Origin of the sequence: Streptomyces sp. NPDC057137, from assembly GCF_042670825.1 — a bacterium.
In the GTDB taxonomy this organism is placed as follows: Bacteria; Actinomycetota; Actinomycetes; order Streptomycetales; family Streptomycetaceae; genus Streptomyces.
This window is the reverse complement of record NZ_JBHUUW010000062.1, coordinates 13,383-26,413: the sequence shown is the minus strand read 5'-3', so window position 1 is coordinate 26,413 and position 13,031 is coordinate 13,383. Positions and strand designations below refer to the sequence as shown.

The window sequence follows — 13,031 nt, the reverse complement described above, 5'->3', positions numbered from 1 at the left end:
GCGCGTGCGGCCCGCGCGCGTCAGCGTTCCAGTACGAGGGCGAGTCCCTGGCCCACGCCGATGCACAGCGCGGCGAGACCGGTTCCCGAGCCCGCCGCGGCCAGTTGATGGGCCACGGAGCCCGCGAGGCGCGCGCCGGAGGCACCCAGCGGGTGGCCGATGGCGATCGCGCCGCCGCGCGGGTTGACGACTGCCGGGTCCAGCTCGGGCCATTCGGCGAGGCAGCCCAACGACTGGGCGGCGAAAGCCTCGTTGAGTTCGAAGGTGGTGAGGTCGGCGAAGTCCCGGCCCGCCTTGGTGAGCGCCCGGCGTACGGCCTCGACCGGGCCGAGGCCGAAAAGCTGCGGTTCGATGCCGGTGACGGCGGAGGTCCTGATCCGGGCGAGGGGTTCGCGCCCCATCGCCCGCAGGCCCGCCTCGTCCACGAGGAGAAGGGCGGCGGCGCCGTCGTTCAGCGGTGAGGCGTTGCCCGCCGTGACGGTCCCCTCGCCCTCCTTACGGAAGCTGGGCCGGAGCCTGCCGAGCGCTTCGAGGGACGTGTTGTCGCGGACGCATTCGTCGCGTACGAGTTCCACTCCCGCGTACGGCACGACCTCCGCGTCGTACAGCCCCTCGCCCCAGGCCCGCGCCGCCTTGCGGTGACTCTCCAGCGCGAACGCGTCCTGCGCCTCCCGGGTGATCGCGTGCTTGTCGGCGATCAGCTCGGCTCCCTCGCCGAGCGGAACCGTCCACTCGGCGGGCATCCGGGGGTTGGTCATGCGCCAGCCGAGCGTGGTGGAGTGCAGCTGCTGATTCCCGGCGGGGAAGGCACGCTCGGGCTTCTGGAGCACCCACGGGGCGCGGGACATGGACTCGACGCCGCCCGCGACGACGATGGACGCGTCGCCGAGGGCGACGGCGCGCGCCGCCTGGATGACCGCTTCGAGGCCCGAGCCGCAGAGCCGGTTGACGGTGACCCCGGGGACGGAGACGGGCAGTCCGGCGAGCAGCGCCGCCATGCGCGCGACGTCGCGGTTGTCCTCACCGGCGCCGTTCGCCGCGCCGAGCACCACGTCGTCGATCCTGGCCGGGTCGAGTTCCGGCGTACGGTCCACGAGGGCCCGCACGACATGGGCGGCGAGATCGTCCGGTCGTACGGAGGAGAGCGCGCCGCCGAACTTGCCGATCGGTGTGCGGACGGCGTCGACGACGTAGACGTCGCGGATGGTCATCGGATCGCTCATCGGCTCTCTCCCCTTCGGTCGGCTGTTCGCTCGCGCACTCTTTCATGGGAGGCGCGGGCGGAGCCGAGGGGGCGAACGTCCCGTTCATGGGGCGCGCGCGTGGGACCGAGGCGGCGAACGTCCCGGTCGGACCGCTCAGCGCGTCCGGGGCTCCGCGACATCGGGTGCGTCCGGGCTGTCGGGAGCGTCGACGACGCGGGCCGACAGCCCGTAGTCCACCTCGTAGTCGTCGATCAGCAGGCCCTCGACGGTACGGGTCTCCGGGTCGATGTCCGCGATCATGCCGCCGCCCGCGTAGCGCGGGTAACCGGACTCGCCGATCTCCCCGGTCACCTCGACCACGGCCGAGCGCAGCGCGGTCGCCGCGTCCGGCGGGCCTTCGCGGCCGTCGGTGTGCTCCGGTACCAGCAGGATCTCGAAGCGCCGCGGGTAAGGGTGCCAATGAGTGCTCATGCTGGTGACGCTAGACAACGGGCCGTCGGCGCGCATGTCGTCCGTGCGGCCCCGGAGGCCAAGGGGCCGGGAGGTCAGGAGGTCAGGAGGTCAGGTCGACTCGCGTCGTACGGCCCGCGCCCCCATCAGGTCGTGCCGCTCCGGTTCCCCGCCGGGATCGCGTACGACCCGGTCGACCAGGGCGGCCAGCCGCTGACCGGTGACGAGGTCGATCCGTACGGTGGAGAGCCGGGGCCGCAGGAGCCTGCCGAGCAGCAGGTCGTCGGCGCCGATGACCGCCGTGCCGCCGGGGATGTCGACACCCTCGTCCTGGAGCGCCCTCATAAGGAGCATGGCGTGCTCGTCGTTGAAGGCGAAGACGGCGTCCAGGCCGAGGCCGTCCCAGCGGGCGGCGAGCCCGGCGGCCGACTCCTCGGTGTACGCGAGTGGCAGTGGTTCGATGTGGGCGCCGGTGGCGGACGCCGCGGCGGCGGCCCGCGCGCCCGCGAGCCGGGGTGCCGAGAAGATCTCCAGGCCCGGCTCCTGCGGCAGCACGACGCCGATCCGGCGGCGGCCTCGCTCCAGCAGGTGGTCCACGGCGCGGCCGCCGATCTCGCGCTGGTCCAGGACGAGGGCGTGCGCGCCCTCGACCTCCTGCGGGCCGAGCGTGACGACGGCCTTCGCGCCGGAGCGCTTGAGTATCTCCACCCCTTGGGGGGTGAGGGCGATCTCGCCGAGGGAGACGACCGCGACCGGGCGCAGTTCGGCCCAGGCGCGCGCCGCCTCGTCGCCGTCGAGGCCGAGGCTGCCGTACTGGACGACGGTGTAGTCCAACCGCCGCAGCGCCCATTGGAGTTCGTTGAGGAAGCCGCTGTAGAGGGGGCCGACGGGGACGTGCGCGGTGGGGAGCAGGACAATCCTGGTGTGTCCCGCGCGCAGGCTGCGCGCGGCGGCGTGGGGGACGTACGCCAGCTCCTCGGCGGCCTCGCGGACCTTGCGGCGGGTGGGCTCGCTGATCCGTACGGCGGAGGTGTTGTTGAGGACGTACGAGACGGTGGCGCGCGAGACTCCGGCCAGCCGGGCGACGTCGGCGCTGGTGGGGACGGGACGTTCGACACGGGCCGGGAACGTCTGCGGGGACGGCTGTGGGGACGGCCGCCGGGCGGGCGGGGCGGGCTCTTCGGGTAACTGGCTCATCGCCCCCCGCATCCTTCCAGAGAGGTCTTCGGCGGCCCGTCCTGGGCCCGTCGTCCTGTCCGGTTCACCGCACGGGAAACACACCTTCGTACGAAAGGGACTGTCTTGCGACTGCACACCCACACCTGGGGCGAGGGCGACCGCGTCGCGCTCCTGATCCACGGCATCATGGCCGACCATCGGACCTGGCGGCGGGTGGGGCCCGAACTGGCCGCGCGCGGACTGCGCGTGATCGCCGTCGATCTGCGCGGTCACGGGTCGAGCGGCCAAGGGCCGTACGCGCCCGAGGACTTCGCCGACGACCTCGTGGAAACACTGCCCACCGGGGCCGAGGTGGCGATCGGTCACTCCTTGGGCGGGATGGCGCTCGCGCTCGCGGTGGAGCGGCTGGCGCCGCGCCGCGCGGTCTACTGCGATCCGGCGTGGCATCTGCCGGGTCCGGAGGAGGGGGCCACCGAGAGCGCGGGACCCGCGCGGCTCGCGGCGGCCAAGACCCTCTCGCGCGAGGAGATATCCGCGCTCAACCCCCGCTGGGACGAGGTGGATGTGGACCTTGAGCTGGCGAGTCTCGCCGTATGGGACGAGGGGACGGCATACGGCATCGCGCCGGCGTTCGGCACGGATCTGCGGCCTGCCCGGCCGGTGGTGCCCTCGCTGGTGACCGTCGCCGATCCGAGCTCCATGGTCTCGCCCGCCGACTCGGCGGAGTTGCGGTCGCGCGGTTTCGAGGTCCGGACGGTCGAGGGCGCGGGACACACGGCGCACCGCGACGACTTCGACGCGTTCATGGCCTCGCTGAAAGGCTGGATCTGAACTGAAGGGCCGGATCCGAGCGGGGAACTGCACAGGGATCCGTTCGGGGAATCCGGACGGACCCGGTGGGCGGCCGGGGGCGCCCAGGCTCTACCTTCGGTCGGATGAAGCCCTTCACCGACTCCGGCGCCCCCGACCACTCCCCCGAGCCCGAACTGCCCGGCCGGAGCGGTCCCTCGGCCACCACCGAGGCGGAGCCCCGTGACGTCGGGCCCGTACGCACCTCGTACGCGCCCGACAGGGACGGCGACCCGGATCCCGGCGAGATCGTCTGGACCTGGGTGCCTTATGAGGAGAACGACGGGCGCGGCAAGGACCGGCCGGTGCTCGTGGTGGCCCGTGAGCCGGCCGGTACCCTGCTCGCCGTCCAGCTCTCCAGCAAGCGGCACGACCGGGACCACGAGTGGGTGCCGATCGGGGTCGGGCCGTGGGACCGGCAGGGCCGTGAGTCGTGGGTGGATCTGGACCGGGTGCTGCGGATCCACGACGCGGGGATGCGGCGCGAGGCGTGCGCGCTCGACCGGGGGCGGTTCGACCGGGTCGTACGGCGGCTGCGGGAGCGTTACGGCTGGCGCTGAGCCGGCACCCGGGAGCCGGCCGGGAGGTCGTCCGCGAACGTGCGGTGGAAAGCGGCCAGCGTGGCCGAATCAGCTGTCCGGTCGAGTACCGCGAAGACGACCTGGTCGAAGTGGCCGGCGAACCGCCCGCCGCCACCGCCCCCGCCCCCGCCACTTTCGCCTTCGCCTCCGACGCCTCCGACCAGCAGCGCCCGGAACGAGCCGGCCACCCGCGCCGGGTCGTTGCGGAAGACCCCGCAGCCCCATGCCCCGAGCACCAGTCGCCGGTAGCCGCCCGCCACCGCCACCTCCAGGACCCGTTCGGCACGTGCGGCGAGAGTGGCCGGAATACGAGGGGTCTCCTCGGGCCGGTCGCGGGCGACGATCCCGGCGTTCGGCGCGGGCGAGGTGAGGAAGCCGACGGTGAACGGGGCGTCGAGCAGCCGGCCCCGGTCGTCGCGGAAGACCGGTACGCCGGGCGAGTGGATCACGCGGTCGCTGTAGAACGGGCTGCGGTCGGCCCGGTGGTGCGCGTAGTAGTCCGGCGCGCGCAGCAGGGTGACGTAGAGCGCGGAGGCCCGGCACAGCGCCTCCTCCTGGGCCTGTGCGCCGTTCAGGTAGCCGCCGCCCGGGTTACGTGCCGAGGCGAAGTTCAGGACCGCCACGGGGCCGGGTGCGGCCGAGGTCATCCGCCGGGCCGCCTGGAGGCTGCTCTCGCCCGTGACCTCGAAGGATGTCGTACGGGAGGTGTCCGGGGTGACCGGCACGGGCTCGGGGCCGTACAGCCGGGTGCCCTCCGTCGCGGCGGCCAGCAGCGCGGTGAGCGGCACCTGACGGCCGTCCTCCGCGCGGTACCCGCCCGCCTCCACGATCTCCTCGGTGTGCTTCGCGATCCCCCGCAGCCGTGCGCTCATGACAGGCATCCTCGGTGAGGAAACACGCTCGGGGCAACCATGTTTCCCGCCCATGGGGGCACTCTTGTGCGAAGCGGCGGGAGTGGCCTTAGGTTGGACAAAGCGCCCCGCCCCGAACCCCGGGACGGGGTCCGGTCACGGTCTTCGACAGGAGGATCCGGCCATGCCGTCGGACGAATTCGCAGCTGAGGGCCCGTCTCTCAACGAGGACGACGCCGAGGCGCTGCTGCGCGGCATATGTTTCAAGACAGGGCCGCCCCGCATCGTCGGTGTTGAACTGGAATGGCTCGTGCACGATCTGTACGACCCCGAACTGCCCGTTCGGACCGAGCGTCTCGACAAGGCCTTCGGCGGCCTCCGGGACCTGCCCCTGCGATCGGCGCTGACGTTCGAACCGGGTGGCCAGCTGGAGCTCAGCTCGGCACCCGCCGCCTCCCTGATGGAGTGCGTCGACTCCACAGCCGCGGACCTCGCAGCCGTACGACGCGAACTGCGTACGGCCGGTCTCACGCTCACCGGCCTCGGACAGGATCCGTGGCACTCACCGGCCAGGCTCCTCCAGGAGCCGCGGTACGACGCGATGGAGACCTACCTCGACCGGATCGGCCCCTCGGGCCGCGCCATGATGCGTGCGTCCGCCTCCGTCCAGGTGTGCCTCGACGCGGGTCATGAGGAGCCGGGCCCGCTCGGGTACGGCAGACGGTGGCAGCTGGCCCATCTGCTGGGCGCGGTGCTGGTGGCCGCGTTCGCCAACTCGCCCGTCCAGGCGCGCCGTACCACCGGCTGGCGTTCCACCCGGCAGGCGCTGTGGACGGACCTGGATCCGGCGCGCACCAAGGCGCCCGACATGCGGCGGGAGCCGCGTGCCGCGTGGGCGGCGTACGTGCTGGACGCGCCGGTGATGTGCGTCCGGACGGCGGACGGTCCCTGGGACGTGCCCGACGCGCTCTCCTTCCGCGAGTGGATCCGGTCGGGGCTGCCGCGCCCGCCGGTGCGCGCCGATCTCGACTACCACATCACCACCCTGTTCCCGCCGGTACGCCCGCGCGGTCATCTGGAGCTGCGGATGATCGACGCGCAGCCGGGGACTGACGGCTGGATGGTGCCGCTGGCGGTGACCACCGCGCTGTTCGACGACCCTGAGGCCGCCGAGACGGTGTACCGGACGGTCAAGACGCTCGCCGAGACGGCGGGCGCCCTGCCGGCGCCGGGCAATCCGCTCTGGATCACGGCGGCGCGCGACGGGCTCGCCGACCCCGAGCTGCACGCGGCGGCGGTGGAGTGCTTCGCCGTCGCGCAGGAGGCGCTGCCCCGTACGGGTGCCACCGAGGCCGTGCGGGAGGCCGTCGCGGCCTTCAACGAGCGGTACGTCGTGCCGGGCCGCTGCCCCGCCGACGATATGGACGTCCCCGCGACCGGGAAGGAACTCCGCACATGACCGAGAACGCCGGGACACCGGCCGAGTCCGAGAGGGCGGACGGGGCCTCGAAGGAGACCTCGGGCAGGACCACGAACCAGGCCACGGGCGAGACCATGGACGGGATATCCGTGGAGGCGCTGCGGCGCCGGGCCGTCGACGCGCTGACCACCGCGCGCGAACGCACCGCGCTGCTCACCTCCTGCGTGGACGAGCCCGAACTGACCGCGCAGCACTCGCCGTTGATGTCGCCGCTGGTCTGGGACCTGGCCCACATCGGCAATCAGGAGGAGCAGTGGCTGCTCCGTACGGTCGGCGGCCGGGAGGCCGTCAGGCCGGAGATCGACTCCGTGTACGACGCCTTCGAGCACCCCCGGGCGCTGCGTCCCACGCTCCCGCTGCTCGCCCCCGGCGAGGCACGCGCGTACGCCTCCGACATCCGGGGCCGGGTCCTGGACATCCTCGACAGCAGCCCCCTGCGGGGCGGTCCGCTGCTGGACGCCGGGTTCGCCTTCGGGATGATCGCGCAGCACGAACAGCAGCACGACGAGACGATGCTGATCACCCATCAGCTGCGACGCGGCCCCGCCGCGCTCACCGCGCCGGAGCCGCCGGGTCCCGATCCCGTGGACGCGGCGGACCTGCCGAGTGAAGTCCTCGTCCCGGCGGGACAGTTCACCATGGGCACCTCGGCCGAGCCGTGGGCGCTGGACAACGAGAAGCCCGCGCACCATCGGCTCGTGCCCGCGTTCTACCTGGACACGGTGCCGGTGACCAACGGCGACTATCTGGGCTTCATCGAGGACGGCGGCTACACGGACGAGCGCTGGTGGGCCCCGGCCGGCTGGGACCAGATCCGTGAACACTCCATCGCCGCACCGCTGTTCTGGCGGCGGGAGGCCGGGCAGTGGATGCGCCGCCGCTTCGGGGCGGTCGAGCCCGTGCCCGCCGACGAGCCGGTGCTGCACGTCAGCTGGTACGAGGCGGACGCGTACGCCCGCTGGGCCGGGCGAAGGCTGCCCACCGAGGAGGAGTGGGAGAAGGCCGCCCGGCACGACCCGGCCACCGGCCGCTCGCGGCGCCACCCCTGGGGTGACGAGGACCCGACCCCCGAACACGCCAACCTCGGCCAGCGACATCTGCGGCCGGCGCCCGCGGGCAGCTATCCGCTGGGCGCCTCGCCCCTGGGCGTACGGCAGTTGATCGGCGACGTGTGGGAGTGGACGTCGAGCGACTTCCTGCCCTATCCCGGGTTCGTCGCCTTCCCCTACCGGGAGTACTCCGAGGTGTTCTTCGGTGACGCGCACAAGGTGCTGCGCGGCGGCTCGTTCGCCGTGGACCAGGTGGCGTGCCGAGGCACCTTCCGCAACTGGGATCTGCCGGTACGCCGGCAGATCTTCGCCGGATTCCGTACCGCCCGTTCGGCCGGGAGCCTCTGATGTGCCGTCATATCGCTTACGTGGGAGCGCCGGTGGCGCTGCGCGAGGTGCTGATCAGCCCCGAGTACGCGCTGTACCGGCAGTCCTGGGAGCCGCGCAGGCAGCGGCACGGGACGGTCAACGCCGATGGTTTCGGGGTCGGTTGGTACGCGGACGGCGATCCGCTGCCCGCGCGCTACCGCCGCACGGGGCCCATCTGGGGTGATCAGAGCGTCGTCGACCTCGCCAGGGCGGTCAGGAGCGGCGCGGTGCTCGCGGCCGTGCGGGACGCCACCGAGTCGGGCTCGGACGGCGAGGCGGCGGCGGCACCGTTCGCCTCGGGGCCCTGGCTGTTCAGCCACAACGGCGCCGTGCGCGGCTGGCCGTCGAGCCTGGCGCCGTTGGCCACCGCCCTGTCCGCCGCCGAACTGCTGTCGCTGGACGCCCGGACCGACTCGGCGCTCGTGTGGGCGCTGGTGCTGCACCGGCTGAGGGACGGCGACGGGATGGGCCAGGCCCTGGCCGACACGGTCGTGGAGGTGGCCGAGGCGGCGCCCGAGTCCCGGCTGAACCTGCTGCTCACGGACGGCGAGACGGTCACGGCGACCGCCTGGGGCGACACGCTCTGGTATCTCACCGAGCCCGGCCGCAGCACCGTCGTCGCCTCGGAGCCGTACGACGACGATCCGCGCTGGCGCGAGGTTCCCGACCACACCCTGCTGGCGGCGACCCGCACCGACGTCCTGCTCACTCCCCTCAAGGAGCCCCCCGCGTGAGCCCGTACGAACTGACCCGCACCCTGCCCGAGGACGCCACCGACGCCGCGCTGCGCGCCGATGTGCTGCACGGGCTGACCCGCAACCCCAAGTCCCTGCCGCCCAAGTGGTTCTACGACGCCAGGGGCAGTGAACTGTTCGAGGAGATCACCGCGCTCGACGAGTACTACCCGACGCGCGCCGAGCGGGAGATCCTGCTCACTCGCGCGCCCGAGATCGCGGCGGCGACGGGGGCCCGCACGTTGGTCGAACTGGGCTCGGGGTCCTCGGACAAGACCCGGCATCTGCTCGACGAGCTGCCGCTGCTGCGCAGTTACGTACCGGTCGACGTGAGCGAGAGCGCGCTCACCGGCGCCGCCGACGCGCTGCTCGCCGAGCGTCCCGACCTCCAGGTGCACGCGCTCATCGCCGACTTCACCAAGGAGCTGGCGCTGCCGGACACTCCGGGGCCGCGGCTGGTCGCGTTCCTCGGCGGCACGATCGGCAATCTGCTCCCCGACGAGCGCGCCGACTTCCTGGCGTCGGTACGCGCGATGCTCGTGCCCGGCGACGCGCTGCTCCTCGGGACGGACCTGGTGAAGGACGAGTCCGTACTGGTCAAGGCCTATGACGACGCGTCAGGTGTGACGGCCGCCTTCAACAAGAACGTGCTGGCCGTCGTCGACCGCGAGCTGGGCGCCGACTTCGACCCGGCGGACTTCGACCATGTGGCGCGCTGGAACAGCGAACAGCGGTGGATCGAGATGCGGCTCAGGGCGCGCCGGGCGCTCACCGTGAAGATCCCCGAGCTGGATCTGGTGGTCAATTTCGAGGCGGGTGAGGAGATGCGTACCGAAGTGTCCGCGAAGTTCACTCAGGACAGTGTGCGCTCCGAACTGGCGCGGGCGGGAATGGAGTTGGCGCACTGGTGGACGGACGAGGCCGGGCGGTTCGCGCTGTCGCTGGCGACGGCGGTGTGAGCGAGGGCCGTCTGAGGGAGGGCTGTCCGAGCGGGAGCGGTCTGAGCGACGGCCCGCTGCGCCGCGCGGGCCAGTGAGCGGCGGTCCGGGTGGCGCCCGGCGGGGATCAGGGGCAGGACCTTGATCTCCGCCGTGAGCCCGCGGGCCAGCACGGTCCGCCACAGGGAGACGGCGAGCGGGTCGTCCCCGACGAAGGCGGCCGGACCCAGCGGGCGGTAGCCGATCCGTACAGGACGGACGGCCACCCCCGCGTCCAGCGCGGCCTGGAACACGGCGGCGGTGAACCGCCCCTGGTCCCGGCCGCACCAGGTACTGCCCTCGGGGAAGACGATCACACGGGATCCGGCGCGCAGGGCGTCCCGGATGTCCCGTACCGTGCCCGGCAGCGCGCGGAGCCTGTCGCGCTCCACGAAGAGCGTGCCGCCGAGTTCCGCGACCGTGCCGATGACGGGCCAGCGACGGATGTCGCTCTTGGCCAGCAGCCGGCCGGGGAACAAGGTCGCGACGAGCGGGATGTCCAGCCAGGAGATGTGGTTGGCGACGACGAGCACCCCGCCGTGCGCTTCAGGCGCCGGGGCGGGTATCGCGTCGGGCGTCGGGGCCGGTGTGGCGCCCTCGACCCGGACGCGCACGCCGAAGAACCGGATCACCGTACGCGTCCAGCCTCTGGTGAGCCGGTCCCGTAGACCGGCCTCGAACAGGGCGGCCAGCGGGAGGAGCAGGATCCCGAGGACGACGGCGCAGAGACCGGCCAGCAGCCGCGCGCCCGCGGCGACCGTGCCCCGGCGCGTGTCCTGGGACCGGGGGGCGCAGAGCTGCGGGGTGCAGGGCGCCGTGGGCAGCCAGGCGCTCATCGCGCCGGGGCGAGCGAGAGGAAGTGCCGCAGGTAGCGCGGGTTGGTGCGGCGCAGCGACAGCAGGACGTACAGGTCGGCGACCCCGAACTCCGGGTCGTGCGCGGGCGCGCCGCAGACCCAGGCGCCGAGCCGCAGATAGCCGCGGAGCAGTGCGGGGAGTTCGGCGCGTGCGGCGGGCACGGTGGCGCTGTCCGGGGTCCAGAGGCGGTGCGGGGTGACCCAGTACTCCTCCGGCGCGAGGTCCCGGTCCTTGACGGTGTGCCACGTCGCCGATGCGAGGGCGCCGCCGTCGCTCAGCGGGAGGGAGCAGCAGCCCGCCATCCAGTTGTGCCCGGTGCGGGTCATGTAGCGGGCGAGTCCGGCCCAGATCAGGGCGATGACGGCGCCGTTGCGGTGCAGGGGGTGCACGCATGAGCGGCCGACCTCCACGAGGTCGTCGCGTATGTGGTCGAGCCGCCGGAGGTCGAACTCGCTCTCGGAGTAGAGCCGTCCGGCAGCGCGGGCGCGGTCGGGCGGCAGCAGTCGGTACGTCCCCACGACCTCGCCGGTCTCGGCCTCGCGTACCAGCAGGTGGTCGCAGTAGGCGTCGAAGGCATCGCCGTCGAGGCCGGGCTCGGGCCCGTCGACCAGGGCGCCCATCTCGCCGGCGAAGACCATGTAGCGCAGGCGCTGGGCGGCGCGTACGTCGTCCTGGTCGCGGGCGAGGGAGACGAGATAGCGCTGGTCGGGGACGGGGACGGGTGTGACGGCGGGGACGGGCGCGGCGGTGGGGAGGGGGAGCTGCGCGGGGACGACGGCGGGGGCGGGGAGGATGGCGGGGATCACGGCGGGCGAGGCGGACATAGCGGTCTCCTGTGCCGGACGGAAGAACGAGCGGTGGTGGGACGCCGCTGGCGCGGCGACCCGGCACCTTGTTTCTTCCGTGACCGGCTGGATTCGACATGACAGCCCGGCGGAGCGGGGATGTGAGACGGCTGAATGGCCGGAACCGACCGATAACGCGTTGGTGAACAGCCCGTTCACGAACGGGGTCGGAGCCCGCCCCGGCCGGAAATCTACCGCAGGGCCGCCGTGATCTTCGCGACGGCCGCCTCGGCAGCCGTCTTCGGGTCCTCGCCCTGGAGGACCGCCGTCATGTACGGCTTGATCGGGTTGTCCAGCTCGACGTTGGCCCACTTCGGCGAGTTGGGCGTCGCCCGCCCCTGCGCGGCGCCCGCCGCCATCGCGGCCGTGGCTTCCTGGCCCTCGATGACGTCCGCGAGCGTCGTCTTGTTCGGCACGTAACTCATGGTCTTGGCCAGCTCCGTCTGCCACTTCTCGCCGGCCAGCGCCTTGACCACCTCGACCGCCGCCGACCGGTGCGAGGAGTTCTTGGGGACGATGAGGTCGGAGCCGCCGGTGAAGACGGCGCCGGGCGCCCCGGCGGTCTTGCCGGGGAGCGGGAAGAAGCCGAGCTTGCCCTTGAGGTCGGGGTTCTTCTCCTCGATCTGGACGGCGGAGTTGGGGGTGTCGATGATCTGCGCGATGTCGCCCTTGGCGAACTCGCCCTCCTGCTCCGGCTTGACCTCGTCGGAGTCCTTGGGGCCGTCGCCGAGCGCCTGCAACTCCTTGTAGAACTTCATGCCCCTGATGGCCTCGGGGGTGTCGAGCCGGCCCTCCCACTCGCCGCCCGCCTCGACCGCCAGCTCGCCGCCCTCGTCCCAGATGAAGCCGGAGAGGGTGTACCAGTCCTGACCGGCCAGATAGATGCCCTGCTGGGATCCCTGGTCGAGTTGGGCCGTGATGTCCAGCCATTGGGCTCGGGTCTTGGGCAGTTCGTCGATGCCCGCCTCGGCGAAGAGGTCCTTGTTGTAGATGACGACGCGGTTGGCGGCGTACCAAGGGATGCCGAACTGCGAGCCGTTGATGCTGCCGGGCTCGGCGAGACCCGGCAGCCAGTCCTCGCTTCCCAGGTCCCGTACGGATTCCAGGGTGAGGTCCCGCAGGCCGTCGCTCTCCGCGTACTGCGCGACCTGGGTGTTGCCGACCTCGATGATGTCCGGCGAGTCGTCCGCCTCCAGTGCCGCCATCACCTTCTTGCCGATGCCGGTCCACTCCTGGATCTCGACCTCCAGCCGGACCGAGGGGTTCTCCTTCTCGTACGCCTCGGTGAACCGCTCCAGGTATCCGTTGGAGACGCTGTCCTTCATGAGCCAGATGGTGATGACCTTGTCGTCCCCGCCTGGGAGCATTCCGCATCCCACGAGTGCGAGGGAGGACGCGAACACGGCGGAGCAGACAAGGAAGCGGTTTCTCACGTAGGTCACCTTCTGGCGTGCGGCACGAAAGAGTGAACCCGACGTGGGGGAAGCACGGAGCGCTCGCACGGGTATTCGCGCGATTTTGGTATGGACCAACGAACGGGTCAAGCCCCGGGGCCCCTCCCGCGGCCTCCGTCGTGCCCTTCTCCTGTCGCGCGCGACGCCGCGC

Annotated in this window: 13 protein-coding genes; 6 read left to right on the top strand and 7 right to left on the bottom strand. The window is 72.4% G+C overall.

The window, feature by feature from the left end:
* Positions 1-20 precede the first annotated feature (20 nt).
* The 3 genes from ACFT9I_RS32760 to ACFT9I_RS32750 form a co-directional block, all read right to left on the bottom strand.
* Complete coding sequence (locus ACFT9I_RS32760; RefSeq protein ID WP_382570380.1) at positions 21-1,211, bottom strand: thiolase family protein; 1,191 nt, start codon at positions 1,209-1,211, stop codon at positions 21-23.
* A gap of 147 nt (positions 1,212-1,358) precedes the next feature.
* Positions 1,359-1,676: a hypothetical protein gene (locus ACFT9I_RS32755; protein ID WP_382570330.1), complete on the bottom strand. Its 318-nt coding sequence runs from the start codon at positions 1,674-1,676 to the stop codon at positions 1,359-1,361.
* A 90-nt stretch (positions 1,677-1,766) separates the two neighbouring features.
* A complete protein-coding gene (locus ACFT9I_RS32750; protein ID WP_382570328.1) occupies positions 1,767-2,852 on the bottom strand; it encodes a LacI family DNA-binding transcriptional regulator in 1,086 nt (361 codons plus the stop codon).
* A 105-nt stretch (positions 2,853-2,957) separates the two neighbouring features.
* Between ACFT9I_RS32750 and ACFT9I_RS32745 the strand changes: the two genes are divergently transcribed.
* Both ACFT9I_RS32745 and ACFT9I_RS32740 read left to right on the top strand, forming a co-directional pair.
* The gene (locus tag ACFT9I_RS32745) at positions 2,958-3,665 is read left to right on the top strand and encodes an alpha/beta fold hydrolase (RefSeq protein ID WP_382570325.1); all 708 of its coding nucleotides are present in this window, start codon (positions 2,958-2,960) and stop codon (positions 3,663-3,665) included.
* Positions 3,666-3,769: 104 nt separating this feature from the next.
* Positions 3,770-4,243: a type II toxin-antitoxin system PemK/MazF family toxin gene (locus ACFT9I_RS32740; protein WP_382570322.1), complete on the top strand. Its 474-nt coding sequence runs from the start codon at positions 3,770-3,772 to the stop codon at positions 4,241-4,243.
* On the opposite strand, the gene ACFT9I_RS32735 is transcribed toward ACFT9I_RS32740, so the two are convergent.
* Positions 4,228-5,136, bottom strand: a complete 909-nt coding sequence (locus ACFT9I_RS32735; protein WP_382570319.1) for a TIGR02452 family protein — start codon at positions 5,134-5,136, stop codon at positions 4,228-4,230. The genes ACFT9I_RS32740 and ACFT9I_RS32735 overlap by 16 nt on opposite strands.
* 163 nt (positions 5,137-5,299) lie before the next feature.
* On the opposite strand from ACFT9I_RS32735, the gene egtA reads away from it, so the two are divergent.
* The 4 genes from egtA (at position 5,300) to egtD (ending at position 9,706) form a co-directional block, all read left to right on the top strand.
* The gene (gene egtA, locus ACFT9I_RS32730) at positions 5,300-6,574 is read left to right on the top strand and encodes an ergothioneine biosynthesis glutamate--cysteine ligase EgtA (protein ID WP_382570316.1); all 1,275 of its coding nucleotides are present in this window, start codon (positions 5,300-5,302) and stop codon (positions 6,572-6,574) included.
* Between the two features lie 95 nt (positions 6,575-6,669).
* Positions 6,670-7,992 (top strand): ergothioneine biosynthesis protein EgtB, encoded by a 1,323-nt coding sequence (gene egtB / locus ACFT9I_RS32725; protein WP_382570378.1) that lies wholly within the window; start codon positions 6,670-6,672, stop codon positions 7,990-7,992.
* Positions 7,992-8,747: an ergothioneine biosynthesis protein EgtC gene (gene egtC / locus ACFT9I_RS32720; RefSeq protein ID WP_382570312.1), complete on the top strand. Its 756-nt coding sequence runs from the start codon at positions 7,992-7,994 to the stop codon at positions 8,745-8,747. Before egtB ends, egtC begins: the two co-directional genes overlap by 1 nt.
* The gene (gene egtD / locus ACFT9I_RS32715) at positions 8,744-9,706 is read left to right on the top strand and encodes an L-histidine N(alpha)-methyltransferase (RefSeq protein WP_382570309.1); all 963 of its coding nucleotides are present in this window, start codon (positions 8,744-8,746) and stop codon (positions 9,704-9,706) included. The genes egtC and egtD overlap by 4 nt, the downstream gene beginning before the upstream one ends.
* Here egtD and ACFT9I_RS32710 read toward each other — a convergent pair.
* From ACFT9I_RS32710 to ACFT9I_RS32700, 3 genes are all read right to left on the bottom strand, one after another.
* Positions 9,601-10,560, bottom strand: a complete 960-nt coding sequence (locus ACFT9I_RS32710; RefSeq protein WP_382570306.1) for a lysophospholipid acyltransferase family protein — start codon at positions 10,558-10,560, stop codon at positions 9,601-9,603. The two genes, egtD and ACFT9I_RS32710, sit on opposite strands and share 106 nt — an antisense overlap.
* A complete protein-coding gene (locus ACFT9I_RS32705) occupies positions 10,557-11,405 on the bottom strand; it encodes a GNAT family N-acetyltransferase (RefSeq protein ID WP_382570303.1) in 849 nt (282 codons plus the stop codon). Before ACFT9I_RS32705 ends, ACFT9I_RS32710 begins: the two co-directional genes overlap by 4 nt.
* Positions 11,406-11,617: 212 nt before the next feature.
* Positions 11,618-12,859 (bottom strand): extracellular solute-binding protein, encoded by a 1,242-nt coding sequence (locus tag ACFT9I_RS32700; RefSeq protein WP_382570300.1) that lies wholly within the window; start codon positions 12,857-12,859, stop codon positions 11,618-11,620.
* Positions 12,860-13,031 lie beyond the last annotated feature (172 nt).

Coding starts and splice junctions, on each gene's coding strand:
- ACFT9I_RS32760 (WP_382570380.1), bottom strand. CDS start 1,211: ATGACCATCCGCGACGTCTACGTCGTCGACGCCGTCCGCACACCGATC.
- ACFT9I_RS32755 (WP_382570330.1), bottom strand. CDS start 1,676: ATGAGCACTCATTGGCACCCTTACCCGCGGCGCTTCGAGATCCTGCTG.
- ACFT9I_RS32750 (WP_382570328.1), bottom strand. CDS start 2,852: ATGAGCCAGTTACCCGAAGAGCCCGCCCCGCCCGCCCGGCGGCCGTCC.
- ACFT9I_RS32740 (WP_382570322.1), top strand. CDS start 3,770: ATGAAGCCCTTCACCGACTCCGGCGCCCCCGACCACTCCCCCGAGCCC.
- ACFT9I_RS32735 (WP_382570319.1), bottom strand. CDS start 5,136: ATGAGCGCACGGCTGCGGGGGATCGCGAAGCACACCGAGGAGATCGTG.
- egtA (WP_382570316.1), top strand. CDS start 5,300: ATGCCGTCGGACGAATTCGCAGCTGAGGGCCCGTCTCTCAACGAGGAC.
- egtB (WP_382570378.1), top strand. CDS start 6,670: ATGGACGGGATATCCGTGGAGGCGCTGCGGCGCCGGGCCGTCGACGCG.
- egtC (WP_382570312.1), top strand. CDS start 7,992: ATGTGCCGTCATATCGCTTACGTGGGAGCGCCGGTGGCGCTGCGCGAG.
- ACFT9I_RS32710 (WP_382570306.1), bottom strand. CDS start 10,560: ATGAGCGCCTGGCTGCCCACGGCGCCCTGCACCCCGCAGCTCTGCGCC.
- ACFT9I_RS32705 (WP_382570303.1), bottom strand. CDS start 11,405: ATGTCCGCCTCGCCCGCCGTGATCCCCGCCATCCTCCCCGCCCCCGCC.